Below are 25,657 nucleotides of genomic sequence, written 5' to 3' on the forward strand. Positions count from 1 at the left end.
AAAAAAAGAGGGCGGAGGGAATTAAGGTGTCTTATTTCCCTCCGTCCCCCTTTTGCCCATATTCAACACCTTTAAGGAGACTATTTTTGAAGACTCTCGTCCTTATCCTCGCTGCCGCGACGCTGGCCGCTTGTTCTGATCCCCAGCCTGCCGCAAACACTCCTGCGTCGGCCGAAACGAGCGCAGTGGAAACGGTGCCGGCAGGCAACGATGCAGATGCCAACGCCACTCACGCCACAACTCCAGCCACGACCGATGCCGCCAGTACCGAAGCCGACTATCTCGGCCGCTGGACCGGGGTCGAGGGCATGTATCTGGTCGTCGCCGCAAAGCCTGACGGCGGCGTGACGCTCGAAATGCAATGGGATCTCGACAACAAGGGCACGTTCGATGGAACTGTCACCGCCGAAGGCCTGCATTTCATGCGGGGCGGCGTCGCGGAAAACGCTGTGCATACCAACGGCAATGCGACCGGCTTGAAATACCTCGCCGGCAAAAAACAATGCCTGACGGTCAAGCCGGGTGAGGGGTATTGCCGGGATTGACTCGCAATCGTCGGACCATTTTTCCGGATTTTTCAGCCTCTGCTTTTATGCCATTCGCTATGACGCGTCGCCGGGACCCCGCGGCGGCAGCACAGGGAACTGCCCGGTCATGCGCGTGCCGTCCATCATGCCCCAGCGGATTCCGATTCGACGCAAGCGCACTTCCATCTTGCCAAGCAATCCGGCCGGTGTAGCGGCGACGATGGCGTCATGACGCTGCGCCCATGCGCTCGCGAGCGCGAACACGCTACCGGCACGCAACTGCAGGCTCGGCATCTCCAACTCCAGGGCCGCCAGCTGGGCTTCGAGTTGCGCATCGGCGGTGGGACGATCCTGCATTATGTTGTCTATGCCTCCGTTTCCGATGGGAGCGTCCCCACGCTGCGCCAACCTCGGTGCAGCCCGCGTGACGGCGCCTGGAAAAGGGGATGTTACTGAAGGATAAACAGCGCACGCACCCATCACGTCGCTCGCACAGCTACGGGGCTAAGACGGTTGTTGTCTGCAAGTTTGCAGTCGACAACCCGGTAGAGCACGCATGGACAAGAATCGCAGCGAAGGCACCAAGCACGAAATCAAGGGCGCCATCAAGGAAGGCGTAGGCAAGGTCACGGGCAACCTCGGCAAGCAAGTCGCCGGCAATATCGAGAAAAACGCGGGCAAGGTGCAAAAGACCGTCGGCAAGGCCGCCGACAACCTGCGGGCAGAAAACAAGAAGCGTCGCTCGTAAGCCAGACATCAACCTCGAAGGAAGGGCCGCGCAATTAGCGCGGCCCTTCCTTTTTCGGGGCGCATGGTGATGATCCAGGAAAAAAATAGGAGTCAGGATGGACTTTTCAAATTAGCATCCGTGTTGGTATCGCGATGCTCAAGAGTCCACTCGGGGCCATGTTTTCCGGTCATGTACATTTGCTGCCATACGACGTCAAAGAGCCTTCCAGACCCACCCGCTCACTTCAACGTGTTCTTCATCCAACAGGACCCAAACACATGTTCAATCACATCATGGTCGGCACCAACGACCTCGAGCGTTCTGAAAAATTCTACGACGCGGTGCTTGGCGTCCTGGGTTGCGGCGGGGCACTCAAGAACCGCTCGCCCAGCGGCCACATGCGGATGTTCTATCGCCACGACGGCAACACGTTCGGCATCGCCGAGCCAATCGATGGCGGATCGGCCACGTGCGCCAATGGCGCCACGATCGGCTTCAAGTGCGCGTCGGCCGAGCAGGCCAAGCAATTCCACGATGTGGCGGTCGCGTCCGGCGGCACATCCATCGAGGATCCGCCAGGTCTGCGCACTGGTGACCTGGGCAGCCTCTACCTGGCCTACGTGCGCGATCCCGACGGCAACAAGCTCTGTGCGGTTTACCGGCCGAAGTAACTCAGTCCAAACAAGGGAATGGGGGGAATCAAGGCAGCTTGATTCCATCCGTCCCTCTGTTGGGGGCGTACTTCACTGGTCCAGGATCAGGCGGTCTCTTTCGCGCTCGCTGATCGAGTGACGCGCCTTCGTGGCGGCCAGCCAGAGACCGCCGCCGAGGGCGACCATCAAAAGCAGCACGCTGACGTCCTGCGGCCAGGTCAAAGCGGCGGGGCTGCCGGGAATGACCATGGCGGCCAGCATCGACAAAGAGCCAGCGACGGCAAGGACGGGCACGACGTTGCCGCCTGCGAGGCGGTAGGGTCGCGGCAAATCGGGAAAGTCGCGGCGCAGGCGGATCAGCGATAGCGAAACGCCAAGAAAGGCCGAGGCAATGAAGAACGAGCCGGCATTGACCAGCGGCAGCAGGGCGTTGCGACCCAGCAGCGGCGCCAGCATGGTCAGCCCACCGACCAGCAGGACGGCGCGATGCGGGGTGCCGTGCCGCGGATGGGTAGCGCCGAGTGACGCGGGGATGAGGCGTCCACGGCCGAGCGCAAAAACCACCCGCGACCCGGCAAGGAAGAATCCATTCCAGCTGGTGAAGAGCCCCAGCAGCGCTGCCACCAGTACCAGATCACGCAGCCATGGCGTGCTGAAGGCGTGTTCGAACGCGCGCGCCGCCGGCAGATCGGCGCCAACTATACTGGCCCACGGACCGACCATCGAAACACTCAGAATCACCAGCACGTAGAAGGCGGTGGCGGAGAGAATCGAACCGATGATCAGCCAGGCGAACGCGCGTGGCGCGACGTCCACCGAGGCTTCTTCTGCGCCCTGCGGAATGGTGTCGAACCCGACAAACCAGAACGGAATGGTGACCACCACCGCCAGCAGGCCCGCCCAGACGCCGACGCCGGGTTTGGCGACAAACAGGGGCTGCAGATTCTCGGCGGTGCCTTTCGCCAGGCCGACGACCACAAACGCAAGCGTCACACCGACAAAGGCGACCGTCAGCCAGATCTGCAGCCGCGCAGCCGAACGGGCGCCGATCCAGTTCACCCAGGTGATGCCCGCGGTGCAAAGCAGCCCGAGCAGGACATGGCTGGCAAAAACCGTGGACCCGTCAAACTCATACAGCGGCCAACGATCAATGCCGGGAATCAGGAAGCTCAGTACGCGACCGATCGACACCGCCTCGAATCCGGAAATGCTGACGTAGCCCAGCGCCAGTGCCCAGCCGACCAGGAACGCCTTGAAGCTGCCGAAGGCCTTGTAGGCGTAAGCGACTTCACCGCCAGCCACCGGCAGCATCGGCGTCAGTTCGGCGTAGCACAGGCCGATGCAGAGCATCACTGCGCCGCCGACAAGGAAGGCCAGCATTGCGCCGCCCGGTCCGGCCTGTGACAGCCATGAACCAATGGATGTCACCCAGCCGACTCCGATCATCGACCCGAACGCCAGCGCAAAGAAACCCAGCCGATGCAGCCCGCGCTTCAATTCGGGCCTTGCGATGGCCGACACAGATCCGTTGTTGTTCATGGGCGCTCCGAGTGAGAGAGGGGTGGCGCTTGGCGGAATTGTTCGCGGCAAGCAGAAACATCGCCTGCTCAAGCCACTGGATGACGGGCCGCGACGGCAGAGCATTACCGCCGGATCGTCGGTGCTCCCGGTCGAGCTGAGAATGTAGAACTCGCAGCGCGGATGAATGTTGCTGCGCGCGCAGCGGCGGTCGCTGCACTTAGCATACGGCAGTCAGCTCTGGCCCTTTTTCTTCTGCATGCTGATGCCCCAAAGCAAAAGACCCCGGGCGTTGCCGCCCGGGGTCCTGGTATTGCTGACGCGGTACAAGCGTCGATGAAGGCTTAGGCAGCCTGCACTTCTTCAGCCTGCAGGCCCTTCTGGCCCTGCGCAACCTTGAACGAGACCTTTTGGCCTTCCTGCAGCGACTTGAAGCCGTCGCCCTGGATCGAACGGAAATGGACGAAGAGGTCGTCGCCGCTTTCCGGGGTGATGAAGCCGAAGCCCTTGGCGTCGTTGAACCACTTAACGGTGCCGGTTTGACGATCAGACATGTTGTTACTCCTTGGAACAGTTGAGGAAACACGGCCCGCGTAATGCGGTACCGGGACTGTATCGAGCTAGGGGTAACGCGAAGCGATGGAGCGGATCGTCTGGAGAGGCCGTCTTCGACCTTGTAACCTGTTGATCTACCGCATCGGAGCCACGATGTACCGTGATCCCGCTTTGAACAGTGCACGCACTTTACCGCACTTTCGAGCGCTATCGTGTGAAAAACAGGGGTCAGGGTCGACTTTTCCTTTGACTCGAGCTCCGTTTCCCGTTTCCATGTCTCAAGAAAGAGCCGGTATTCCCGGTCCTTTCTTGACTCGACTTAGGCAGCTTTCAAGGCCTGCCGAAGCTCACTTGCAGACGCGGATCACCGTCTTGTAGCGCTCCTGGCGATGGCGTTGGATCTTGTGGCCGGCAACACCGCCGGCAACCGCGCCGCCAATGGTGGCGAGTTCCTTGCCCTTGCCGCCACCGATCTGGTTGCCGATCAGACCACCAGCGACGGCACCGATCAGGGTGCCGGTGACGCGATGCGGATCCTTGAGCTCACGGGTGCGGTAAACGGTTTCGTTGTGGCACTTGGTGGCCGCCTGTGCGGTAGGGACAAGCATCAGGCTGGACAGGACCAGGGCGGCGAGAGTCAGGGAGGTGCGCTGCATGATGTTATCTCCGTAGGAGACTTGGAATGTACGCGCCGCAAGTTCGGCCGCGCGTGAATGCGGCATCAAGCGGAGTTCCGTCAGTCAGGGACCAGTCATCAAAAACAGGGGGCCGGGAACACTCAGTGTGGTGATCAACTCGTCAGCCACGTGGCGAAGGCCATCCATGTAGCGGTGGTCGTCAATGCCAGGCGCAGCGGCCAGGACAGGATGATCAGGCCGGCGCCCCAGGCGAAGGCCGGGTGCAGCCTGCGGTGTTTGATGGTGTCGTAGCCAACGCACATGAGCACCAGCAGGATCGTCGTGCTGAAGTAGGCCACGATGCCGGCCTGGCGCCAGGCTTCCACCGGTAGGCGGGCGATCGCGGCCGTCAGCAGGCCGACGAAGGACAACAGCATCAGGCGCTTGTGAACGTCGCTGCGACGCCTGAACAGGAGCGCGGAGCCGACCAGCAGCGCGAATACCACCATGTCGCCCAATGGAACCACCAGGAACACGAGCGGCGGCGGGCCGGGTGTGTGGCCCAGTTTGGCGGCGGTGACAGCAACCGTCGGGCCGACGATCAGGATCGCCAGCGCCAGCAATGCCCCGACGACTCCCAGGCGCCGATGCAGGTCGGTGCGCCTGGCGGCGACAAGTCGCGTCTGCACAATGAACAGGACAAACCACGTCGTCATCAACACGCCATGCAGGATGAGAAGCGCGGATAGTGGCGGCGCCCCGAAGACCTGCTTGAGGTAGAAGGTCTTGGCAAACCCGGCGAACACGATAGCGACAGCGACTAGTGGCGCCCAACGGTATAGCGGGCGGTCGGCGCCGCGTTGCGGACGAGTGGAGATGGACATGCGAGTCGCTCCTGTGACGGTGATTGCCGTTGAACAGGGAACGTCCCCAAGATCCGGATGCGGCCACGGTTTGGCTGAAAACGGTAGCCTGACCAGGGGTCGATGAAAAATGCTAAAAAATGGTGCCAGGGACAACTTCCCTGTCAGTGCATCGCCACATGCAGCGTGCGCTGCCGTAGCAGCAACAGGTTGCGGATCTTGGCGAGCAGTTCGGCTGGGTCCACCGGTTTGGCAAGGTAGTCCTCTGCACCGCTTTCAAGCCCGATCAGGCGCGCGCCACGTCCTTCGTTGGCCGACACCATGATGATCGGTATGGTCGCCGTGGTCGGGTCGGACTTCAGCAGCGCGGCGACTTCGAAACCATCAAGCTCCGGCATGTTCGCGTCCAGCAGCACAAGGTCTGGTGGATTGGCCTGGATATCGGCGAGCGCCTCGCGGCCACTGCCTGCACTGCGTGCCTCGAAACCTGCCTCGGTCAGCATCTGAGCCATCATCTGGCAGAGGCCATGCTCGTCATCAACGATGAGGATAGTGCTGGCCATTGGGAGTCCTTGCTCCGAGGTAAGTCATGATCGTCCATGAGGCAGGCATATGCCTGCGTGAACATCAAGCTGAATGTTTCATTGCAAAGGTGTTTTCGGCGAATTGGTTGGCAAGTCTTGCCAAAGATTCCGTGCGACGTCGCATGAACTCCCGGACTCGAATATCGGTCTGAAGCCAGGCACATGCCATCCAGGGTCGGACAAGGCAGCGGATTCATCACGATCCCATTACGTGGGGGCTGAAACCCTCGCGGCCAGAGGTATCAGGGTGACCGCCCAGTGGCGGTTGCTTGCCTCCCAAGCGGGCATTTCGCCCACCGACTACTGGAGAATTCCGATGATCAACAAACATGCGGTGCTGCTTGCCGTACTCATTCCCGGATTGGCCGTGCTTTCCGGCTGCAAAGACCACGATGCCGACGATACCGTCGCCCCGGTCGCCACCACTACTCCGGCGGCCCCCGCGGACGCAATACCGCCTGCATCGACGCCGGCAGACCCCATGCCGGCGGCGAACATGCCCGCCGGCACCATGCCCGGCCACGACATGGCGGCCATGGGCAGCGAGATGTCATTCGCGGACATGGACAAGAACCACGACGGCAGCGTCACCAAGGATGAGATGATGGACACGGAAATGCTCCACCAGCATTTTGCGGTGGCAGACGCCGACGGCGACGGCAAATTGTCCGAAGCCGAGATCATCAAGCACCGCGCCGACATGGCAGCAGCGCCTGCCAATTGATGCAATTGGACGGAATCCGCGATGCGGATTCCGTCCTTGCTGGTGATGCCGCAAAAGAGTCAGAAACAGTCGTCTCTAATCCGTAGCATCAAGTTGCAACATGGCGGTCATTGTCCTCTGCCCCTTTTTCATGAGCTGGGGCGCAGCTCACTTGTTGTCGAAAAACCCTGCAAACGCGGCCGCAGTGCGCTCGATGCCGTCATCGTCAACGTCAAGATGGGTCACCAGCCGCAATGTCGGCAGATAACCAATACTGATGCGGATACCCGCCTCGCCAAGATGCGCGTCCAGTGCGCGCAGGCGATCGGCCGGCACGTTGATGAACACCATATTGGTGTGTTGGCCGAGCAGGTCGATGCCGGCGATCCCGCGCAGGCTGCCGGCAAGCGTGGCCGCGCGATCATGATCCTGGGCCAGTCGTGCCACATGATGGTCCAGTGCATGCAGGCCCGCTGCAGCGAGGATGCCGGCCTGGCGCCAGCCACCGCCGCACACCTTGCGCCAGCGTCGCGCCTTGTCGATCAGCGCATGCGAGCCAAGTAGCACTGAGCCAACCGGTGCACCCAGGCCCTTGGACAGGCATATCGATACCGTATCGAAATGGCGGGTGATCTCGCGCGCGGTTACCTTGCACGCCACCGCGGCGTTGAACAGGCGCGCCCCGTCCAGATGCATGCCCAACCCGTGCGAACGCGCCAGGTCGTGCGCGCTGCGCAGGTAATCCAGCGGCAGCGTGCGGCCATGCCACGTGTTCTCCAGCGCCAGCAGGCGGGTGCGCGCGAAGTGCGGATCATCTGGCTTGATCGCCGAGGCAATGCTTTCCAGCGGCAGTGAGCCATCATCGGCCTGCACGATGGGCTGCGGCTGGATCGAGCCAAGCACCGCCGCGCCGCCACCTTCAAATTTGTAGGTGTGCGCGTCCATGCCCACCAGGTATTCGTCGCCGCGCTCACAGTGCGCCAGCAGCGCCAGCAGGTTGGACTGGGTGCCGGTGGGCACGAACAGCCCGGCATCGAAACCCAGCTCGTCCGCCAGCCGCTGCTGCAGCGCATTGACCGTGGGATCCTCGCCGTAGACATCGTCCCCGACCGGGGCTTCCAGCATCACCGCACGCATCGCGGCGGTCGGTTGCGTCACCGTATCGCTGCGCAGATCGATCACATTCATTTTCATCCCTTCGCACCATGGCGGAACCTGCGAGCGGTCACCGCCGCAGGCTCCAATACTTCCCGCAAAAAGCGCCGGAGTAAATGTCCATTTGATGTGATCGCTTGGCCGTTTTCCTATGCTGCTCGTACTACGCAGCTGGTCCTGGCGCTACCAACTGGAACCATCCCTTGACGCGGGCCAGCGCTTCGCCGCTGTCGCCACCGCACCACGTGAACTCATTGGTGACCGGCGAGTACGCGTATTCCTTCGCCCAAGCGTCGATATGTTCGACGATCTCTCGCACGGCATTGAGCGCGTGGTCGATGTCGGCCATCGTGGTGCTGGGATGGAAGGAAATCCGTACCCAGCCCGGCTTGTCCGTCAGGTCGCCTTGGTCGATGCGATCGGTGATTGAGTGCGATAGGGTCGGATCGACGTGCAGCAGGTAGTGGCCGTAGGTGCCGGCGCAGGAACAGCCGCCGCGTGCCTGCACGCCGAAGCGGTCGTTGAGCAGTTGCACGAACAGGTTGTAATGAATTCCGGTCACGTAGAACGAGAAGATCGCCAGGCGATCACGCTGTTTGCGCGCCAGCACGTGCAGGCCTGGAACCGCCTGTAACGCATCCATCACATACGGAACGATCTCCTGTTCGCGCTGGCGCATGGCGTCCACGCCCATCTGCTCTTTCAGTCGTGTTGCCAAGGCAGCCTTGATCGTCTGCAGGAACCCTGGCGTGCCGGCGTCCTCGCGGGCTTCGATGTCATCAAGAAAGGAGTACTCGCCCCACGGGTTGGTCCAGTTCACGGTGCCGCCACCGGAATCATCGGGAACGGTGTTGCTGTAGAGGTTGCGGTTGAAGATCAGCGCGCCCGACGAGCCCGGTCCGCCGAGGAACTTGTGCGGCGACCACAACACCGCGTCGAGGCGCTCCTCGGGATCGGCCGGATGCATGTCGATCTCCACATACGGGGCCGACGCTGCGAAGTCGATGAACGCTACGCCGCCGGCCTGATGCATCAGCCGTGCCATCGCGTGATACGGCGTGCATACGCCGGTGACGTTCGAACAGGCGCTGAAAGCGCCGATTTTCAGCGGGCGAACGCGATACGCGTGCAGCAGCGCCTCCAGCGCCGCCAGATCCACCAGGCCCTGCTCATCAGGCGGCACCACCACCACTTCGGCAATGGTCTCGTACCACGAGGTCTGGTTGGAGTGGTGCTCCATGTGGGTGATGAACACCACCGGACGTTCCGCCTCGGCGATGTCCAGGAAGCGCCGCAGGCCCTGCGGTGCCTTGAGGCCGAGGATGCGCTGGAATTTGTTGATCACGCCGGTCATGCCGGTGCCGGCGGTGATGATCAGATCGTTGGGGCCCGCGTTGGCATGCGTCTTGAGGATGCGATGTGCCTCGTGGTACGCGAGCGTCATTGCACGGCCGGTTTCGCTGCTCTCCGAATGCGTGTTGCCCACGTACGGGCCGAAGCGTTCCAGCAGCAGTTCTTCGATGGGACGGTAGAGGCGGCCGCTCGCAGTCCAGTCGGTGTACACGATGCGCTGCTCGCCATACGGCGAGCGGAAGGTCTGCTCGTTACCGACAGTGTTGGCGCGGAACGGGGCGAAGTAGTGTTCCAGGGAATCCACTGACGGTCTCCTCCCCCTGATGGGGAAAGGGCTCACGATAGCAAAGTAGGGTTGACTCGAGACAGCCAAAACAGGCAAAAAAGTGGGTGCTCAAGGCGCCACACCGATCAACTCGGGCCCTTGTTTCCTGAAGTTGCCACGCGCATCACGCGGCGCTGCCTAGACTGGAAGTAGCTGCCACGTCCGCTTCGCGACGAGGCCTTTCCCACGATCGAGGAGACAAACGAATGAACAAGATTCCCGCCGATGCAATGGTGGTGGTAGCCGATGGAGAAGGCGCACGCGTATTCCGCAACGTGGGCACCGACTACAAGTTGTCGCTGAAACAGCAGGAGCACATCACGCCGCAGGACATCAATGACGATGGCCCGTCGGGTTCCGCGCCGCCGGAGCAGACCGGCCAGCAGACCGATGAGGCAACCTTCGCCAAGCAACTGGCGCATCGCCTCAACCACGGCGCGTTGACCAATGCCTACGCGCACCTGGTGCTGGTGGCCGATCCGCAGACGCTGGGCCAGATGCGCCCGCAGCTACACAAGGAGACGGTTGCGCGGATGCATGGCGAACTGGCCAAGGACCTGACCAATTCGCCGCTTGCGGATATCGAACGCACACTCGGCTGAGCCGGGCAGGAGGCGATCATGTTGCTCGACATGCAGGACGTTGAATGCCCGTACTGCGGCGAGTTGATCAGCCTGATGCTGGACGCCAGCGCGGGCTCGCAGCGCTACATCGAGGACTGCCATGTCTGCTGTCGCCCAATCACGGTGATGCTGGACGTGGATGCCGATGGAGATACGTGTGTGTCCGTGCAGTCACAGGACGATGCTTGATCTGGAAGACGATGCGGCTTGATCTTGAATGGACGCACGCAGCTGCGCGCGCCCATTCATCAGCTCATGATTGCCAAGGAATCGAATGGCAGTGAAGTTGCACCAGCGTGCAGGATCGCGGGCCCGGCAATGGCTAATTCCTCCTCGCTGCCATCGACCAAAAGCAGGATGCGTCCTGCTTCGATTTCATCTTCAAACTTGACCCGAATCGGATCTGGGAGACTGGAGCCCATCAGCGCGGAGGTCCAGGTACCCAGCATTGCCCCAGCAAAGCCGACTGCTGCAGCGCCAGCCAAGGTGATGCCTACAGCGGGCACAGCAACCGCCACCAGCCCTGCCAGCAAGCCAGCTGCCCCTCCATACCCTGCGCCACGCACGGCCGCCGGCATCATGTCAGTGTCAGCCTGCTTGCGGGCGTCTGGAATGGATTCCAGTTCAATATCCGATCGCGCCACCAGCAACAGGTCGGTGTCTTCAATGCCGGCACCGCGTGCAGCGGCCATTGCGTTGGCAACCGTTGTGAGATCGGGTGTGCTGTAGACATGGCGAGTCTTCATTCGAGTTCCTTCTGACTGATCGATGTTCTTGCAGGGTCGTCCGTAAACGGTGATGCATTCGTGATCGCTGCAATGCAAGCGGCGCAAGAAGCGTTTTCACCTCGCGGCCACACTCCATCTGGATAGTCATCGCATCCCTTATTGGAACGATGCAATGTTGCGAAAGCTTTCCCTCCTGATGGCACTTGGCATGGCCGCACCTTCTGCCAATGCCCAAGACGCCACTCTTGCTAACGATTCAGTGCCTACGCTAGACCTTCAGCACTACAGCGGGCAGTGGCACGAGATTGCGCACTTGCCGATGTTCTTCCAACGCAAGTGTGTGGCGAATATTACGGCGACGTATTCGCAAAAACCGGATGGCACCATCGGCGTGCTGAACGCATGTGAGAACAAGAGCGGCAAGCGCATTGCGTCGGAAGGCACTGCACGCGCGGTGGAAGACCATCCGGGTCGGCTGAAGGTGCGCTTCGCGCCCGATTGGCTGGCTTGGGTTCCGATGGTGTGGGCGGACTACTGGGTGGTGGAACTGGATCAGGGGTACCAGTGGGCCGTCGTTGGCGGGCCAAGCCACAAATACCTGTGGATCCTGTCGCGCGCGCCATCGATGGATCGAAAACTGTTTGATGACATTCGTGCACGCGCTGCACAGCGTGGTTATCCGGTCCAGAATCTCGTCATTGCGGCGCCGCTGGACTGACGCGCAGCCGTCACGCTCAAGGCACTACGCCGACCCAGTCGGCAGTGGCGAACTTGCTGATTGCCAGCGCGTGTGCACGCTCGAGTTCTTCGGGCCGTAGCGCGTCATCTACCAGGCCATATTGCCGACGGAACATATCGATCAAGTGAGCGATGACCTGCGCGCGCGCCAGCCCGGTCTGGCTGCGTAACGGGTCCACTCGCTTTTGCGCGCTGGTGGTGCCCTTGTCGGAGAGTTTCTCGCGGCCGATGCGCAGCACCTCCAGCATCTTCGCGGCATCGATGTCGTAGGCCATGGTCACATGGTGGAGTACCGCCTTGCCGCGCCGGGCTTGCGCGGCGCCGGCGATCTTGCCGCTGGCGGAGGTGATGTCGTTGAGCGGTTGGTACCAGGCCTTGATGCCCATCGCGGCCAGTGCCTGGATCACCCATGCATCCATGTGCGCGTAGGCCTCCTGGAAGGACATGCCGGCCACCATCGAGAGCGGTGCGCATATCGAATAGGTGATGGTGTTACCCGGTTCGATGAACATCGCGCCGCCGCCGCTGATCCGGCGTACGACTTCGATCCCGTGGCGCCGCGCGGCATCGGCATCGACTTCATTGCGCAATGACTGGAAGCGCCCGATCACCACCGCCGGATTGGCCCATTCCCAGATCCGCAAGGTCGGCGCGCGCCTGCCGGCGGAGACCTCCTCGGTCAGCACTTCATCCAGCGCCATGTGCAGGTTGGGCGATTGCGCGCCGGTGTGGATCAACTGCCAGTCATGGTCGTGCCAGTCGCTGCGGATCATCTCGCCGTGGATCATGGCGCTGTACCTGCATCAACTGCGCGACGAACGACGACTGCGACTGCTTCCGGGGTGATGCCGTACATGCTGACGCCTGCATCCAGCGCGCCTTCCACGGCTGCCGTCAACACGGCTTCGCTGCTGCCTGCGGGCAGGCCGCACAAGGCCTGGTTGATCGCGTCCAACGCGGCGTCGGGTTCCAGGAAAAAATCGCCACTGATGCGGACGTCAGCCAGACGGCCGTCGGTCACATCCAGATCAGCTACGACGAGTTTCCCGCCTGGAACTTTGTATTCGCCGTGCATGGGCGGCTCCATCGATTTCAGTTGCCGTCCATTTTAATGCTGTGGCTGTTCTTCCCGCAGCACGATCAGGCCATCCAGCAGCGTCGCCCATGCGGCAGGCTCGGGTTTGCGATAGTTCAACGGACGTGCGGCCACTGTGCCGAAGCCGGCCAACTGCTTGCGGTCGAGATAGCGAATGGCGTCGCCGGTTTCAGTGAATACGCGGCCTTCCAGTGATTCTGGCGATGCAGCTTCCAGCATCGTTGGTGGCTTGCCCGGCCGGCCGAAGCTGCCGGAAAGTGCGGTAAAGCCGATCGCCGCGGCGCGATCCTTGAATGCCGCGTGGACCAGCGCACCCATCGATACGTTCATGCTGTTCGGCATCGACCCTTTCACCGCGTGCACGGTCGCGCACCACACGATCGTCTTCGCACCCTTCGGCAAGCGCGACAGATTCCAGACAAGGTTGTCGAACATCGCGCGGTCGCGCACGTTGAAATCATCGCCGTCCGACATGTCGAGATAGCGGAGCAGGTTGGTAGTCATGACGCCGGCTTCGCGCGTGGCGTCGTTGGCCTTGCGTTGTGTGATACCGGACTGGATGTCGGTGATGCAGCTGCGCAGCCGCATGCGTGTTGTCGCGTCGAATTGGATGGTGTCGTCGTACTGCCAATTGGTCAGGCGCGAAAACTCGGCTTCGCAATCCTTTCCGCGCGCATCGTTTAGATAGCCGGCAAGCACGCCTGGAAGCCGATGCTGGCTATAGCGTTGGGTCGCGCCGCCGACCTGCGGGTCCAGTCCGCCAAGCGTGATGCGTCCAGCCATCGCTTGTGGATAAAGGAAGTCCACCAGCGGCACGGTTTCGCGCGCGAACGACCAAAGGCCGCCAATCGTGGCATTCACCTGTGCCGGCGTTGCCGTTTTGGCATCGATGGCGTGCTGCAGGTCGATGAAGTCGTAGACCTGGCTCTCGAACAGCACGGCCGAATAATGGCATTCCTCGACCAGGCGCTTGACCAACTCAATCTTCAACGCCAACGTCGCGCCGCTGCCGTGGTTGGCGTCCTCGCCCAGCAGCACGAGTTGTTTCCCGCAGACGTCCTTGACCAAGGCGTCGAGTGCGCGATGTTGATTGGGTGTCGTCGGAGTTTCGGTTGCCGATGCCATGCAAGCACACAGCGCCAGGCCGAGTCCAAGCAGGTGCCTTGCTCCCGTCAAACGCATATTCATTCGAATCGCCACTGGTGATGGATAGTGGTCGATGCTTGCCTGCGCCGGAGGTTGCATCGCGTGCCGAACGTCACGACACAACACATCGTTATGAGTAGAAAAATGGGGACGGGGTATACGCAGACGCCCGCGTAGGCGACCACTACCAGGATCAGTACGGACAGCAGCGGTTTGCGCGCGCTGCCCACCCGCGGATCATCTCGAATGGCCGCAGGCACCAGCTGCACTGCGGCCACAAACCGTCGCGATGGTCAATCAGTGGCATTCCGCCTTGTCGGCAATCATGTCCATCTGCACCTTGAGTTCCAGTGCAAGCGGCTGTGCACGCGGCTCGCTTGCGATCGGTGTCGCCTTGCCCAATTCCTTGCTGATGCTGGCCACGTCGCGGCACAGGGCTTTCTTCTCGCGCTTGAGGATCTTGCGGGCATTACCGGAGAAGAATTCGTCCTTGTTGCCCTTGTCGATGCCGGCTTCTGTCTTCTGGTCAACGTCCTTGAAGATCTTGAAGGCCCGGCAGGCCATCATCACGTTCTGCGCCCAGTACGGGAACTGGAATCCCTGCCCGGTGACTACGCCGGTTGCGCCATCGCAGGCCGCCTTGATAGCCGGGGCATCGAACGGCTGGGCCGTGGTGGCATCCACCACACCACTAGTGAAATCCGCCCATTTGGCCCAGCCTGCGGCCTCTTTCTCGGGAGTGGCGGCCAGCGAGGCGAATGACAGGCACAGCAGACCGGCCAACGCGATGTTAAGAGTGGCATGGTTCATGGGTGTTTTCCTGGAGAGTGAGGTGACCGAAACTTTCCCACGCATTATTGCAACGAATCGGGGGATTCTGCAGTACGGATCTCGTGCTGATTTGATCGCAAGGGGATGGCCGATTGCCCGCTTGGAATGGCAGCCTTAAGCCTTGCGTTGCAGCACCAGCAATTCCTCGATAAACGCCTGCTGGCGCTGCAATTGCGCATGCAGTTCATCGGTGCGCATGGCATCGAGTTTTTCATGCAAGGCCATGATCTCGATCTCCGCCTTGAGGTTCACCGCATAGTCGTGGTTGGCCATCAGCCGGTCGCTTTGGGCCAAGCGGTTCTGGCTCATCATGATGATCGGGGCCTGGATCGCAGCGAGCATCGACAGGATCAGGTTCAGGAAAATGTACGGATAAGGATCGAGTGCAGCCTTGCCCAGGAAGGCGCTGTTCAGTGCCACCCATCCGGTCAGGAACAGCGCGAACAGGCCGATGAAAATCCACGAGCCACCGAAGTGCGCGACCTGGTCTGCCGCGCGCTGACCAAAGGTCGAGCTGGCCGCGACCACCTGCTCGGGGCTGCGGTTGATTGCCTGGCGCGAACTGGCCAGCTCCACCACCCGCCGCGACACCGCGTTCAGGCCGGCACCCATCGGGCCCAGCAAGCGCAAGGCAGAGGCGCGGAAGTCGAAGGCGTGTACCCGTGACTCGGTCATGATGGTTCCTTGGTTGTGGATGGCGTTGCCCAATGCTGCGAACGCTAGCATGCGCGGGCGGCATCGCCATTCGGGCACGCAAATAGAAACGGGCAGCCGAAGCTGCCCGTTTCCAGGTCGCCTGTTGCTGGATTTACTTCGGCATCAGCACGCTATCGATGACGTGCACGATGCCATTGCTCTGACGCACGTCCGCAGTGGTGACGTGCGCAGTTCCACCCTTGGCGTCGGTCAGGGTGATGCCGCCCATGTCGCCGGTGGTGGCGGTCAGGGTCGCGCCCTGCACGGTGGTCAGCGTGGCCTTGCCGCCGCCCGCCTTGATCTGTGCCATCAGCGCGGCCGCATCGACGTTGCCGGCGACCACGTGGTAGGTCAGCACGCCTGCCAGTGCGTCCTTCATCTCCGGCTTCAGCAAGCCTTCGACCGCGCCTGCCGGGAGCTTGGCGAACGCGTCATTGGTCGGCGCGAACACAGTGAACGGGCCTGCACCCTGCAGGGTTTCGACGAGGCCGGCTGCCTTCACTGCGGCGACCAGGGTGGTCAGGTTCGGCGCGGCGGAGGCATTGGTGACGATGTTGCTCTTCGCATCCATCGCGGCACCGCCGACCATGGGATTTTCAGGCGTTGCAGTCATCGAATCTGCCGGCATCGCGGCGGCGACCGATGCGGTTGCATCGGGTGTTGCGGTGGTGGCAGCGGGCTGTTCGGCAGCGCTGCAGGCAGACATTGCAAGTGCAGTAGCAATCGCGATCGGAAGAATGGCTTTCATGGGAGTCTCCGTGGTGGGATAAGGGATTCATGCACGCAGCGGTGGGGCTAGGTGACAAGTCCCTTACGCGGCGCCCGCGCAGACGGATGCAACCATCGCCTGGATCAGCGCCCTTGTTCAGCAGGGGTTTAGCTCCGTGTGCATCCTGTGCACGGTGCCACGTGCCTGGAACAATGGCCGGACGATGGGCGTCGCAAATATTGCAGGCACCATGATGTGGATGGCGGACACACCAAGTTGGTGTCACTGCCGATCACCAGTGCGGTTGAAGCCGCCCGGAAGGCGGCAAGCCCAACTCGCTCAGATCACCAATATCGCCAGCAATGGCGAAGCGCCGTTCCAGCGCGCGTGGCCATCGAGCGCGGCCAGCTTGATCAGCACGCCTGCGCCCACGATGTCGACCTGTATTGGCTGAGCAATGCATGCGCCGCGGCAAGCATGGTGTCGAGGCTTGACGCGGGGCCGCGCCGCAGGGACTAGACTTCGTTCCCTTGTTCCCTTCCACTTGCAGGATCGCCATGCCCCTTTCCATGCACCAGGCTTCCGCGCCCGTGTTCATCCGAACCCTGTCCAACCTCAAGCACGTGTTGCAGCTGGGCGAGGCGCACGCAACCGCACGCGGCTTCGACCCGACGTTGCTGGTGCAAGCGCGGCTGACACCCGACATGCTGCCATTGGTGCGGCAGGTGCAGATTGCATGTGACATGGCGATGCGCGGGTGTGCGCGGCTGGCCAGCATCGAGCCGGAATCGGTGGCTGATGAGGAGGTCGATTTCGCCGGGCTGTATGCGCGCATCGATCTTGCCTGCGCCAACATCGGCGCCTACGCGGCCGACCAGGTCGACGGCAGCGAAGCACGTGAGATCGTGCTGAAGATGCGCAATGACGACGAGCTGCGTTTCAGTGGGCGTGACTACCTGTTGAACTATGTCGTGCCCAACCTGTTTTTCCACTGCACCATCACCTACGCGATCCTGCGCCAGTCCGGGGTAGCGCTGGGCAAGTTGGATTTCATGGGCAAGCCGGCCTGATTCCCGCAGTCGTGCGTTACGCCGACGGCATGGACGCAACGCCATCCAACGGCATCGCCTTGGTCGGCTTCGATGCCGACGACACCTTGTGGCGCAGCCAGGATTATTTCGATGATGCCCAGACCCAGTTCGAGCGCATCGTCTCGGCCTACGTCGATCTGACGGATATCGGCAAGCAGTTGTACGAATGCGAATCACGCAACATCGCCATCTTCGGCTACGGCGTGAAGGGCATGGTGTTGTCGATGGTCGAAACCGCAGTGGCCATTACGGATGCACGCATCACTGCCACCGACATCCATCGCATCGTGCAAATGGGCAAGGACTTGTTGCGGCATCCGGTGGAAGTCCTGCCGGGCGTGCGCGAGGCGGTCGCAGCGATCGCGCGCGATTTGCCGGTGGTGTTGATTACCAAGGGCGACCTGTTCCACCAGGAAGCCAAGGTGCGCGACAGTGGCCTGGCCGATTTGTTCGGGCGCATCGAGATCGTCAGCGAAAAAGATCCGACGACCTATGCGCGGGTGTTGCGCGAGTTCGATATTGACGCCACGCAGTTCCTGATGGTGGGCAACTCGTTGCGCTCCGACATCGCGCCGGTGCTGGAACTCGGCGGCTGGGGCGTGCATGTGCCATACCACGTGACTTGGGCGCATGAAGCCGAAGGCAAGGTGGATGTCGGCATCGAACGCATGCGAAGTATTACCGGCATCGACCAATTGGCCGCGGCCGTCGCTGAGCTGAAGGCACTGGCTTCCTGAACCGCAGTGGCACGTGCCACGCAGGTGCAGTCGAAATTAAAAATAGGTTCATCCGCGTGGATGCAAGGTCGATCACGGGTCTGCAACGGTGCAGACGACGAAGGAGACGACCATGAGCCTTTCACGTTACTTCGCCCCTGCAGTGCTCGCAGCCAGCCTCGGTCTTGCGGCGGTGGCCGCCCCGGCGCCGGTGCAGGCCCAGTCCTCCAATGATCTGATGCGCGTGCTGGTCAACGTCGCCGACGTGGTGATGCAGGGCAACCAGCCCTATTACCGCTATGGCGATTACGGCTACAACGACCGCCTGGTCGTGCTGCGCGACCGCTACGGTCGCGTGGCCTATTACCGCGATGTGCCGCGTACGCAGTATCGGCCGGACGCGTCGTACCGCAATGAATATTACGATCCACGCCATGATCGTGATGGGCGCTACGGCAATAGCGCACATTCGTATCGCCACGACGACAGGCGTAAGCACGACCGGGACAACGATGATGACGATGGCGACGATGGTGATTGATCGAGCCTGAGGTCCTGCGATGCAATGCGACGAACGGCGCCCAGGTGGCGCCGTTCGTTCGTGTTCAAAAGGCGCCAGTGCGTCACAATCCGCACATGTCCATGATTCGCACCCTTGCTGTCTTTGCCACGCTCTCGCTGGTCGGTTGCGATGAGGGCAAGCGGCCCGTCGTACCCGCGAAAGCCGGTGCAGGCGCCAGCACACTGACCAATGGGATGGAATTCAGCGGCGAACGCGACTGCGTGGACTGCGACGGCATCGAGTCCTGGTTGCGGCTGGAGCAGGCCGGCAAGGCGCGGCGCTATCGCATGGTCGAGGTCTACTATGGCCAGGATCATGAACGTCGCTTCGAGGACACCGGCGAGTGGAGCACCCAGGGCGAACTGCTTCGCCTGCGCTCCAGCCATGGCGGCGAGCGCGTGTATGCACGCATTGAAGACGGCTACCTGCAGGCGCGCGGCGCGCACGGTCAGCGCATTCCCTCGGCCGAAGACGATGTACTGGAACCGGCGCGCTTCGACAGCACACATTGAGCACTGACATTCCATGGGCAATCCCGCAACCGATGTCCGCATCGCCAGTTTCGATCCACGCTGGCGCGAGGATTTCGCCAGCCTCAATATCGAGTGGCTGCAGCGCTGGTTCGTGGTTGAGCCACATGACCGCGAAGTGCTGGGTAACCCGGAGCAGTACATCCTGGCTGATGGCGGCCACATCCTGTTTGCGGTCGCTGCCGATGGCCAAGCGCTCGGCACCGTCGCGCTGAAACATGATGGCGACGGCGTGTATGAACTCACCAAGATGGCGGTCACGCCTGATGCGCGCGGGCAGGGCATTGGCCGCTTGCTGATGGATGCCGCGCTGGCGTTATATCGCACGCTCGACGGACGCGAGCTGTACCTGGAATCCAGCAGTCCGCTGACGAATGCAATCGCGATGTACGAACGTAGCGGCTTCCGCCACCATCCCGCGCCGCGAGCGGGATCGCATTACGCGCGTGCCGATGTGCACATGATCTGGGAATCTTGGGCGAACATGCCTGCGCAAGATTGCGCAAGATAACAGCCACGCACGTTAGAGTGAATATTGATTAACGGGTGGCTTGCCGGGCCCGGACATCGTGATTTGAAACCAGGAGAAGTGAGTGATCGATTTGACAGGTCGCGTGGCGATCGTGACGGGGGCGGGCGGAGGCCTGGGGCGTTTGCATGCGCTGCTGCTGGCGCAGCGCGGTGCCAAGGTGGTGGTCAACGACCTTGGCGAAGCGGCCAATGCAGTGGTTGCGGAGATCGTCGCGGCAGGAGGCCAGGCGCGCGCGGCCATCTGTTCAGTCACCGATGCCGAAGCCGTGCAGGCCATGGTTGACGGCGTGCTGGCGGATTGGGGACGCATCGATATCCTGGTCAACAACGCCGGCATCCTGCGCGACAAATCATTCGCCAAAATGAGTCTGGCCGATTTCCGGGTTGTGGTCGATGTGCATCTGATGGGCTCGGTGCATTGCACCAAGGCCGTGTGGGATTCGATGCGCGAACGTGGTTACGGCCGCATCGTGATGACTACGTCGTCGTCGGGCCTGTATGGCAACTTCGGCCAGGCCAACTATGGCGCCGCCAAGATGGCGCTGGTCGGGCTGATGCAGACGCTGGCGATCGAGGGCGCGAAATACGATATCCGGGTGAATTGCCTGGCGCCCACCGCGGCGACGCAGATGATGGAAGGCATTTTGCCAGCCGGACAACTGGCGCTGCTGCTCCCCGAGCTGGTTAGTCCGGCGGTACTCGCGCTGGTGTCCGAACAAGCACCGACCCGCGCGATCCTGTGTGCCGGCGCAGGGGGTTTCGAATTGGCGCAGGTAACGCTCACGCAAGGCGTGTTCCTGCCGGGCGATGCACCATCGGCGGAAGACCTGCTGGCGCAATGGGCGCAGCTTGCGAATCGCGATGGCGAGATGGTGCCGCCGCAGGGCTTCGACCAAGCCCGCCACGAACTATGCAAGGCCGGGTTCGATTTCGCTGGCGCGGCGGCTTAAGCGTCGCCCAGCTGTTCTAGTGGCACCCGCACCGTGCCTTCCATCAGCACGCGTGCAGAACGCGACATCACCGCCTTGGTGACCTGCCACTGACCATCGGCTTGGTCGGCAGCAGCGCCGACACGCAACGTGCCAGACGGATGGCCGAAGCACACCGCATCGGGGCTCTTGCCAGCGGAAGCGCCGCTGCCCGCCGCAAGATTCACCAAGGTGCCGGGAATTGCCGCCGCTGTGGCAATCGCCACTGATGCCGTGCCCATCATCGCGTGATGTAATTTGCCCATCGACATCGCGCGCACGCGCAGGTCGATGTCATTAGCGCTGACCTGCTTGCCGGCGGATGACACGTAGTCGGCAGGTGGCGCGACGAAGGCGACCTTCGGTGTGTGCTGGCGCGTTGCCGCTTGCGACACATCGCCGATCAGCCCCATGCGCACCGCGCCATGCGCGCGGATCGCCTCGAACATGGCAAGACGATCAGGGCTGTCGTTGATCGCACTCTGAAGCTCGCTGCCCGTGCAACCGATGTCGGCTGCATTGACGAAAATTGTCGGGATGCCGGCATTGATCATTGTCGCCTTCAACGTGCCGACACCGGGCACATCAAGGTCATCGACCAGGTTGCCGGTCGGAAACAATGCACCCTCGCCATCGTCGGCAGGAGCAATGAATTCAAGAACGATTTCCGCCGCCGGGAAGGTCACGCCGTCCAGCTCGAAATCGCCGGTTTCCTGCACCTCGCCGTTTGTGATCGGCACATGGGAAACAATCGTCTTGCCGATGTTGGCCTGCCAGATCCGCACCGTGCAGATACCGCCGCGCGGCACCCGCGCAGGATCAATCATCCCGTTGGCAATCGCGAACGGTCCGACCGCCGAACTCAGGTTGCCGCAGTTGCCGCTCCAGTCCACGAACGCGCTGTCGATGCTGACCTGCCCGTACAGGTAATCCACATCGTGATCGGCCACGGCCGATTTCGAAATGATCACGCACTTGCTTGTGCTCGATGTCGCCCCGCCCATGCCATCGGTGTGTTTGCCGTACGGGTCTGGCGAACCAATGACGCGCATCAACAACGCATCGCGCGCCGCGCCCGGTACTTGTGCGTCGACAGGCAAATCTTCAAGGCGAAAGAACACGCCTTTCGACGTGCCGCCACGCATGTAGGTGGCGGGGACACTTATTTGAGGGGCGTGGAGTTGAGGAGCGTGGCGTTGGGTGGTCTGGGTCATTGCGGATTTCCTTCCAGAAGACGGCGCAAGAGCAGTGCCTGCAGGTCGCGACGCACGTCGCAGACAATATGCACGTAGGCGGTTTCGCCGCGTATTTCGTAAATGATGCGATTCATTCCGGCCAGCACCTGCCCGTACTGGACCAGGTTCAGCGCTGTTAGCTCGTCTGGCAGCTTGCCGGCCTGCGGATGCGTGGGGATGCATTCCACCGCGCGTTTGATGGCGCGATAACTGTTCTGCCAGGCGGCCGCGCCGAAGCTCCGGCGCAGGTAGTGCCGCAAGTCGCGCAGGTCCGCTTCTGCCCCCTGCAGGATGACCACGCGCACGGTGGTCATTCCCCATCGGCCTCCAGCGCCGCGAACACCGCGTCGGCGGGTGTGAACTGCCCGGCTTCAATCTGGCGGTTGCCCAGTGCCAGCAGCTTGAGCAGGGCCAGGGTCTGTTCCTGCTGCTCCCAGGCCTCCACGCCCATCACCACCAGCCGTGCCTCGCCGTTCTGGGTGATGAGCATCGGCTCGCGTGTGTCCGCCAGCGTGGCGGCAATCTCGGCTGCATGGTTTTTCAGGTAGCTGATTGGCTTGACGTGGGTTGAGTACTTCATTGCTACGCACCTTCCGAAAGGGGAAGAATTCTGGCCGAATTATTCCATCGTGGGGGGGCAGCGGCAAGCAGCCGGGCGGCGGCTCATGCCACGTGCACCTGATCGCAGCGCAACTTCTTCGCTTCGGTCTGGGTGGCACGGAATGCGAGGATCATGTCGAGGTTGTAATACTCCAGCGGGCGCTGAACCTGGCGCTTGCCTTCCTGGCGAACTGTCAAGGATTGCTTGACAGTTGCTTCGGGCCTCAGCTCGCTCTCCGCATGAATGTTCCGGACGTGCAGACTGATGTTCTGCTTGGTGGTCTGGTACAGCTCAGCGATCTGCGCCTGGGTCAGCCAAACGGTCTCGCCCGCCAGCAACACGCGAATGCCGCCCGCGTCGTTTGCAGCCGGATAGATCAGCAGTTCATCTGTGCTGCCTGTGCTTACGTACTTGCTCATGCCAGCAAACCTTTCAACAGGTTGATGATTTCATTGTTGTCCGGCAGTTCGGCCGCAAGTGGCTTGCCGGGTCCGGCCAGATTCTCAAGCGGAGAGGTCATGCTCACCCCCGATCAGCCAGATTCGTGGCTGTGCCAGCACGCGGGTCATGAAGCTGTTGCCCGCCTCGATCCGCTTGCGCAGTTCGACCTTTATGTAAAGCATTGGGTTGATCGGGCGGCCCAGTGATTCGATGGCCGGGTGCAACGCTGCGATTGCATCGGCGTAGGTCAACGTGTCGGAGGCCAGCATCAGGTCGATGTCGCTGGCGGCGGTATCGCTGCCCTTTGCGATGGAGCCGTAAACGAACGCGGCATCGATCCACGCTGCAAGCGGCGCCGCCAAGCCGAAGGTCTTGCGCACGATGGCGGCCAGTTCTTCATGGATGGGGCTTTCGGGATTGGCGCGATAGCGCTTCTGGTTGCCCACTTTTTCCATCGTCAGCAGGCCGCTGCCGGCCAGGCGCGCCACTTCACGTTGGACGCCGCCACTACCGGGGCCCGTGGTCTGGATCAGCTCGCGAACGCTGTAGCTACGGCCTGGTTGTCCGAACAAGCAGCCCAGCACGCGCTGCTGGGTGGCGGTGAACAGGGCATCGGACAGGTTGGCGCTGGCGTAGAGCGCGGCTGCCTCGCTGATTCGATTGGTTTGTTGCGTACCCATAACGGGCACGACAGTGCCTTTATTGGGTACTGGCAAGCATCGAAACAGCGCTCACTTGGCCTCTTCCATCCACGCCGGAATATCGCGATGCGCGTGTAGCACGCGCCAGATGTCCATGTGCGTGGCACGCTCGACGTAGAACACCAGATACGGGAAACCCTTGATCGGCCAGAAGCGGAGTTCTCCTATCTTCACCAGGGTGGCGTAGCGAGTGGCACCTGCGCCCGGATGTCGTTCGATGAAATCCTTGGTGGCATCCAGCGCATCGACAATGGACAGTTCCAAGGCCTTCCCGCCTTGGTCCGCGAGCCAGGTCGCGGCCTCATCCAAGTCGCGTCGTGCTTGTGGATGCCAGTGGGAAGGCTTCACTGGCTTGTGCGTTTTTTCGCGCGTTGGCGCATCCGGTCGAAAAATTCAGGCTCCATAGGTGTTGCTGGCCCGGAATTGAACCCCTCCAGCAGCATCGCCCGCAGTTTCTCCACGTCGCGCTGTCTGCGAATCAGCTCACGCAGGTATTCGCTACTGGAACCGTAGCCGCCCTCGGCGACCTGGGCATCAACGAAACCCTTGAGTTCGTCGGGAAGAGAGATATTCATCGTGGCCATGGCGGCTCCTATGGCAAAAATTGCCATAGGAGTGTCTCGCTGGGGTAATGCCTTTGCAAGCGCCGCTTTGGTGCGTCGCTTCAGACCGCGAACAAATCCATGAACTCATGCACTGGCATAGCTTCCAGCGTGGTCTGGTCCATTGAGGCAGCCAGGATGCGTTGCTGTTGCACCGGATTGAAGCGCCTCGCCAGGTTTGTACGGAACTTGGCTTCCAGCAGCGGGATGCCTTCGGCGCGGCGGCGACGGTGGCCAATGGGATATTCCACCAACACCTCATCGAGCGTGGTGCTGTCATTGAAGGTCACGGTAAGGCCATTCGCAATTGAGCGCTTGTCAGGGTCGTGATAGTCGGCGGTGAATTGCGGGTCTTCCACGCAGCGGATCTTTGCGCGCAGGGTATCGATGCGAGGATCGGCGGCGACGCTGTTTTCGTAGTCGGCGGCAGTCAGGTGACCGAAGATCAGCGGCACCGCCACCATGTACTGGATGCAATGATCGCGGTCGGCCGGATTGTCCAGCGGGCCATGCTTGTCGATGATGCGCATGCACGCGGCCTGGGTGCGGATGCTGATCTTCTCGATGTCATCCACGTTGCGCCCAAGTTCCTGCAGTGTGTGATGCAGGGTCATCGCCGCTTCCACCCCGCTTTGCGCGTGGAACTCGGCCGGGAAGCTGATCTTGAACAGCACGTTTTCGATGACGTAGCTGCCGTAGCTGCGTTCGAAGCGGAATGCGCGGCCCTGGAAGGACACATCGTAAAAGCCCCACGCCGGCGCAGTGAGCGCGCCCGGATAGCCCATCTCTCCGGTCTGCGCAATCAGCGCCAGCCGAACTGCGCGGCTGGTCGCATCGCCAGCGGCCCAGCTCTTGCGTGAGCCTGTATTGGGCGCGTGCCGGTAGGTACGCAGGCTCTGGCCATCGACGAATACCTGTGACAGCGCGGCCAGCGACTGTTCGCGGCTCAGTCCAAGCAACTGGCAGACCACGGCGGTGGAGGCCAGCTTGACCAGCGCCACGTGATCCAGACCAACCTGATTGAAGGAATTCTTCAGCGCCATCACGCCCTGGATTTCGTGCGCCTTGATCACGCAGGCCAGCACGTCGCGCATCGTCAATGGCGGTTGGCCTGTGGATGCTGCGTTGCGACTGCGCCAGTCGGCAACGGCCAGGATGCCGCCGAGATTGTCGGACGGGTGGCCCCATTCGGCGGCCAGCCAGGTGTCGTTGAAATCCAGCCAGCGGATCATCGCGCCGATGTCGAACGCGGCCTTGACCGGGTCGAGCTGGAAGTTAGTGCCAGGTACCCGCGCGCCATTTTCAAGCGTGGCGCCGGGGACCAGCGGGCCCAGCAGTTTGCGGCAGGCGGGATATTCCAGCGCTTCCATCGCGCAACCCAGCGAATCGATCAGTACATGTCGTGCGGTATACCAGGCCAGCTCTGAAGCGGGCTCGTAGTCGCGCACGTAATCGGCGATGTCGACCAGAACCTGATCCCAGTCTGGGCGGGTGTTGTCGTCAAGCGAGGTCATCCCGGTCTTCCTGCC

Annotated in this window: 37 protein-coding genes; 14 read left to right on the forward strand and 23 right to left on the reverse strand. The window is 61.9% G+C overall.

Features of this window, described 5'->3' with window-relative positions; genetic code table 11:
* Positions 1 to 86: 86 nt before the first annotated feature.
* The gene (locus tag PSV05_RS13040; RefSeq protein WP_300065905.1) at positions 87 to 545 is read left to right on the forward strand and encodes a hypothetical protein; all 459 of its coding nucleotides are present in this window, start codon (positions 87 to 89) and stop codon (positions 543 to 545) included.
* A gap of 57 nt (positions 546 to 602) precedes the next feature.
* Here the strand turns inward: PSV05_RS13040 and PSV05_RS13045 are convergent, their stop codons facing one another.
* Positions 603 to 884 (reverse strand): hypothetical protein, encoded by a 282-nt coding sequence (locus tag PSV05_RS13045; protein WP_300065908.1) that lies wholly within the window; start codon positions 882 to 884, stop codon positions 603 to 605.
* A 199-nt stretch (positions 885 to 1,083) separates the two neighbouring features.
* Between PSV05_RS13045 and PSV05_RS13050 the strand changes: the two genes are divergently transcribed.
* Both PSV05_RS13050 and PSV05_RS13055 read left to right on the forward strand, forming a co-directional pair.
* Positions 1,084 to 1,275, forward strand: a complete 192-nt coding sequence (locus PSV05_RS13050) for a CsbD family protein (RefSeq protein ID WP_300065911.1) — start codon at positions 1,084 to 1,086, stop codon at positions 1,273 to 1,275.
* A gap of 260 nt (positions 1,276 to 1,535) precedes the next feature.
* Complete coding sequence (locus PSV05_RS13055; RefSeq protein ID WP_300065914.1) at positions 1,536 to 1,928, forward strand: VOC family protein; 393 nt, start codon at positions 1,536 to 1,538, stop codon at positions 1,926 to 1,928.
* Positions 1,929 to 2,000: 72 nt separating this feature from the next.
* Here PSV05_RS13055 and PSV05_RS13060 read toward each other — a convergent pair whose 3' ends face one another.
* Positions 2,001 to 3,356 carry an APC family permease gene (locus tag PSV05_RS13060; RefSeq protein ID WP_300066981.1) on the reverse strand — a complete coding sequence of 452 codons (1,356 nt, stop codon included), beginning with the start codon at positions 3,354 to 3,356 and terminating at the stop codon, positions 2,001 to 2,003.
* Here PSV05_RS13060 and PSV05_RS13065 point away from each other — a divergent pair.
* Entirely contained in the window at positions 3,250 to 3,597 is a 348-nt protein-coding gene (locus PSV05_RS13065) for a hypothetical protein (RefSeq protein ID WP_300067056.1), read from the forward strand. The two genes, PSV05_RS13060 and PSV05_RS13065, sit on opposite strands and share 107 nt — an antisense overlap.
* Before the next feature lie 175 nt (positions 3,598 to 3,772).
* Here PSV05_RS13065 and PSV05_RS13070 read toward each other — a convergent pair whose 3' ends face one another.
* The 4 genes from PSV05_RS13070 to PSV05_RS13085 form a co-directional block, all read right to left on the reverse strand.
* Positions 3,773 to 3,982: a cold-shock protein gene (locus PSV05_RS13070; RefSeq protein ID WP_300065917.1), complete on the reverse strand. Its 210-nt coding sequence runs from the start codon at positions 3,980 to 3,982 to the stop codon at positions 3,773 to 3,775.
* Between the two features lie 348 nt (positions 3,983 to 4,330).
* The gene (locus PSV05_RS13075; RefSeq protein ID WP_300065921.1) at positions 4,331 to 4,639 is read right to left on the reverse strand and encodes a glycine zipper 2TM domain-containing protein; all 309 of its coding nucleotides are present in this window, start codon (positions 4,637 to 4,639) and stop codon (positions 4,331 to 4,333) included.
* Positions 4,640 to 4,773: 134 nt separating this feature from the next.
* Positions 4,774 to 5,484, reverse strand: coding sequence for a hypothetical protein (locus PSV05_RS13080; RefSeq protein ID WP_300065924.1), 711 nt, complete (start codon positions 5,482 to 5,484; stop codon positions 4,774 to 4,776).
* A 143-nt stretch (positions 5,485 to 5,627) separates the two neighbouring features.
* Positions 5,628 to 6,026 carry a response regulator gene (locus PSV05_RS13085; RefSeq protein WP_300065927.1) on the reverse strand — a complete coding sequence of 133 codons (399 nt, stop codon included), beginning with the start codon at positions 6,024 to 6,026 and terminating at the stop codon, positions 5,628 to 5,630.
* 337 nt (positions 6,027 to 6,363) lie between these two features.
* Here PSV05_RS13085 and PSV05_RS13090 point away from each other — a divergent pair, with 337 nt between their 5' ends.
* Positions 6,364 to 6,771: an EF-hand domain-containing protein gene (locus tag PSV05_RS13090; protein WP_300065930.1), complete on the forward strand. Its 408-nt coding sequence runs from the start codon at positions 6,364 to 6,366 to the stop codon at positions 6,769 to 6,771.
* A 147-nt stretch (positions 6,772 to 6,918) separates the two neighbouring features.
* Here PSV05_RS13090 and ltaE read toward each other — a convergent pair whose 3' ends face one another.
* Both ltaE and PSV05_RS13100 read right to left on the reverse strand, forming a co-directional pair.
* Positions 6,919 to 7,938, reverse strand: a complete 1,020-nt coding sequence (gene ltaE / locus PSV05_RS13095) for a low-specificity L-threonine aldolase (RefSeq protein ID WP_300065932.1) — start codon at positions 7,936 to 7,938, stop codon at positions 6,919 to 6,921.
* A 130-nt stretch (positions 7,939 to 8,068) separates the two neighbouring features.
* A complete protein-coding gene (locus PSV05_RS13100; RefSeq protein WP_300065935.1) occupies positions 8,069 to 9,562 on the reverse strand; it encodes an aminotransferase class V-fold PLP-dependent enzyme in 1,494 nt (497 codons plus the stop codon).
* A 227-nt stretch (positions 9,563 to 9,789) separates the two neighbouring features.
* On the opposite strand from PSV05_RS13100, the gene PSV05_RS13105 reads away from it, so the two are divergent.
* Positions 9,790 to 10,185: a host attachment family protein gene (locus PSV05_RS13105; protein WP_300065936.1), complete on the forward strand. Its 396-nt coding sequence runs from the start codon at positions 9,790 to 9,792 to the stop codon at positions 10,183 to 10,185.
* Positions 10,186 to 10,203: 18 nt separating this feature from the next.
* The gene (locus tag PSV05_RS13110) at positions 10,204 to 10,395 is read left to right on the forward strand and encodes a CPXCG motif-containing cysteine-rich protein (protein WP_300065938.1); all 192 of its coding nucleotides are present in this window, start codon (positions 10,204 to 10,206) and stop codon (positions 10,393 to 10,395) included.
* Positions 10,396 to 10,454: 59 nt separating this feature from the next.
* Here PSV05_RS13110 and PSV05_RS13115 read toward each other — a convergent pair whose 3' ends face one another.
* A complete protein-coding gene (locus PSV05_RS13115) occupies positions 10,455 to 10,952 on the reverse strand; it encodes a hypothetical protein (protein ID WP_300065940.1) in 498 nt (165 codons plus the stop codon).
* A 154-nt stretch (positions 10,953 to 11,106) separates the two neighbouring features.
* On the opposite strand from PSV05_RS13115, the gene PSV05_RS13120 reads away from it, so the two are divergent.
* Positions 11,107 to 11,652 carry a lipocalin family protein gene (locus PSV05_RS13120; protein WP_300065943.1) on the forward strand — a complete coding sequence of 182 codons (546 nt, stop codon included), beginning with the start codon at positions 11,107 to 11,109 and terminating at the stop codon, positions 11,650 to 11,652.
* 16 nt (positions 11,653 to 11,668) lie between these two features.
* On the opposite strand, the gene PSV05_RS13125 is transcribed toward PSV05_RS13120, so the two are convergent.
* The 6 genes from PSV05_RS13125 to PSV05_RS13150 all read right to left on the reverse strand — a co-directional run bounded on the left by PSV05_RS13125 (position 11,669) and on the right by PSV05_RS13150 (position 16,069).
* Positions 11,669 to 12,460, reverse strand: coding sequence for a biotin/lipoate A/B protein ligase family protein (locus tag PSV05_RS13125; RefSeq protein ID WP_300065946.1), 792 nt, complete (start codon positions 12,458 to 12,460; stop codon positions 11,669 to 11,671).
* The gene (locus PSV05_RS13130; RefSeq protein WP_300065949.1) at positions 12,457 to 12,747 is read right to left on the reverse strand and encodes a biotin--protein ligase; all 291 of its coding nucleotides are present in this window, start codon (positions 12,745 to 12,747) and stop codon (positions 12,457 to 12,459) included. The genes PSV05_RS13125 and PSV05_RS13130 overlap by 4 nt, the downstream gene beginning before the upstream one ends.
* A gap of 33 nt (positions 12,748 to 12,780) precedes the next feature.
* Positions 12,781 to 13,956 (reverse strand): erythromycin esterase family protein, encoded by a 1,176-nt coding sequence (locus PSV05_RS13135; protein ID WP_300065951.1) that lies wholly within the window; start codon positions 13,954 to 13,956, stop codon positions 12,781 to 12,783.
* Positions 13,957 to 14,211: 255 nt separating this feature from the next.
* Positions 14,212 to 14,724, reverse strand: a complete 513-nt coding sequence (locus PSV05_RS13140) for a hypothetical protein (protein WP_300065954.1) — start codon at positions 14,722 to 14,724, stop codon at positions 14,212 to 14,214.
* Positions 14,725 to 14,859: 135 nt separating this feature from the next.
* The gene (locus PSV05_RS13145; RefSeq protein WP_300065957.1) at positions 14,860 to 15,420 is read right to left on the reverse strand and encodes a DUF1003 domain-containing protein; all 561 of its coding nucleotides are present in this window, start codon (positions 15,418 to 15,420) and stop codon (positions 14,860 to 14,862) included.
* A 133-nt stretch (positions 15,421 to 15,553) separates the two neighbouring features.
* Positions 15,554 to 16,069, reverse strand: coding sequence for a fasciclin domain-containing protein (locus PSV05_RS13150; protein ID WP_300066984.1), 516 nt, complete (start codon positions 16,067 to 16,069; stop codon positions 15,554 to 15,556).
* A 638-nt stretch (positions 16,070 to 16,707) separates the two neighbouring features.
* Between PSV05_RS13150 and PSV05_RS13155 the strand changes: the two genes are divergently transcribed.
* The 6 genes from PSV05_RS13155 (at position 16,708) to PSV05_RS13180 (ending at position 20,530) form a co-directional block, all read left to right on the forward strand.
* Positions 16,708 to 17,220: a DUF1993 domain-containing protein gene (locus PSV05_RS13155; RefSeq protein ID WP_300065960.1), complete on the forward strand. Its 513-nt coding sequence runs from the start codon at positions 16,708 to 16,710 to the stop codon at positions 17,218 to 17,220.
* A gap of 29 nt (positions 17,221 to 17,249) precedes the next feature.
* Complete coding sequence (locus PSV05_RS13160) at positions 17,250 to 17,978, forward strand: HAD family hydrolase (RefSeq protein WP_300065963.1); 729 nt, start codon at positions 17,250 to 17,252, stop codon at positions 17,976 to 17,978.
* Positions 17,979 to 18,090: 112 nt separating this feature from the next.
* Positions 18,091 to 18,498, forward strand: coding sequence for a hypothetical protein (locus tag PSV05_RS13165; protein WP_300065965.1), 408 nt, complete (start codon positions 18,091 to 18,093; stop codon positions 18,496 to 18,498).
* A 95-nt stretch (positions 18,499 to 18,593) separates the two neighbouring features.
* Positions 18,594 to 19,031: a copper resistance protein NlpE N-terminal domain-containing protein gene (locus PSV05_RS13170; RefSeq protein WP_300065968.1), complete on the forward strand. Its 438-nt coding sequence runs from the start codon at positions 18,594 to 18,596 to the stop codon at positions 19,029 to 19,031.
* A 13-nt stretch (positions 19,032 to 19,044) separates the two neighbouring features.
* Positions 19,045 to 19,560 (forward strand): GNAT family N-acetyltransferase, encoded by a 516-nt coding sequence (locus PSV05_RS13175; protein WP_300065971.1) that lies wholly within the window; start codon positions 19,045 to 19,047, stop codon positions 19,558 to 19,560.
* An 82-nt stretch (positions 19,561 to 19,642) separates the two neighbouring features.
* Complete coding sequence (locus tag PSV05_RS13180; protein ID WP_300065974.1) at positions 19,643 to 20,530, forward strand: SDR family NAD(P)-dependent oxidoreductase; 888 nt, start codon at positions 19,643 to 19,645, stop codon at positions 20,528 to 20,530.
* Here the strand turns inward: PSV05_RS13180 and prpF are convergent.
* The 8 genes from prpF to PSV05_RS13220 form a co-directional block, all read right to left on the reverse strand.
* Positions 20,527 to 21,762, reverse strand: a complete 1,236-nt coding sequence (gene prpF / locus PSV05_RS13185) for a 2-methylaconitate cis-trans isomerase PrpF (protein WP_300065976.1) — start codon at positions 21,760 to 21,762, stop codon at positions 20,527 to 20,529. The two genes, PSV05_RS13180 and prpF, sit on opposite strands and share 4 nt — an antisense overlap.
* The gene (locus tag PSV05_RS13190) at positions 21,759 to 22,097 is read right to left on the reverse strand and encodes a type II toxin-antitoxin system RelE/ParE family toxin (protein ID WP_300065979.1); all 339 of its coding nucleotides are present in this window, start codon (positions 22,095 to 22,097) and stop codon (positions 21,759 to 21,761) included. Before PSV05_RS13190 ends, prpF begins: the two co-directional genes overlap by 4 nt.
* On the reverse strand, positions 22,094 to 22,363 hold the full coding sequence (locus PSV05_RS13195) for a type II toxin-antitoxin system Phd/YefM family antitoxin (protein ID WP_300065981.1): 270 nt from the start codon (positions 22,361 to 22,363) through the stop codon (positions 22,094 to 22,096). The genes PSV05_RS13190 and PSV05_RS13195 overlap by 4 nt, the downstream gene beginning before the upstream one ends.
* Positions 22,364 to 22,446: 83 nt before the next feature.
* Entirely contained in the window at positions 22,447 to 22,803 is a 357-nt protein-coding gene (locus PSV05_RS13200) for a hypothetical protein (RefSeq protein ID WP_300065984.1), read from the reverse strand.
* Positions 22,804 to 22,887: 84 nt separating this feature from the next.
* Complete coding sequence (locus PSV05_RS13205) at positions 22,888 to 23,505, reverse strand: nucleotidyltransferase domain-containing protein (RefSeq protein WP_300065986.1); 618 nt, start codon at positions 23,503 to 23,505, stop codon at positions 22,888 to 22,890.
* Positions 23,506 to 23,556: 51 nt separating this feature from the next.
* Positions 23,557 to 23,874: a type II toxin-antitoxin system RelE/ParE family toxin gene (locus PSV05_RS13210; RefSeq protein ID WP_300065989.1), complete on the reverse strand. Its 318-nt coding sequence runs from the start codon at positions 23,872 to 23,874 to the stop codon at positions 23,557 to 23,559.
* Positions 23,871 to 24,110, reverse strand: coding sequence for a type II toxin-antitoxin system ParD family antitoxin (locus tag PSV05_RS13215; RefSeq protein ID WP_300065991.1), 240 nt, complete (start codon positions 24,108 to 24,110; stop codon positions 23,871 to 23,873). Before PSV05_RS13215 ends, PSV05_RS13210 begins: the two co-directional genes overlap by 4 nt.
* Positions 24,111 to 24,190: 80 nt before the next feature.
* On the reverse strand, positions 24,191 to 25,642 hold the full coding sequence (locus tag PSV05_RS13220; protein ID WP_300065994.1) for a bifunctional 2-methylcitrate dehydratase/aconitate hydratase: 1,452 nt from the start codon (positions 25,640 to 25,642) through the stop codon (positions 24,191 to 24,193).
* Positions 25,643 to 25,657: the final 15 nt, after the last annotated feature.

The organism is Thermomonas sp. (genome assembly GCF_029945965.1).
GTDB lineage: Bacteria > Pseudomonadota > Gammaproteobacteria > Xanthomonadales > Xanthomonadaceae > Thermomonas.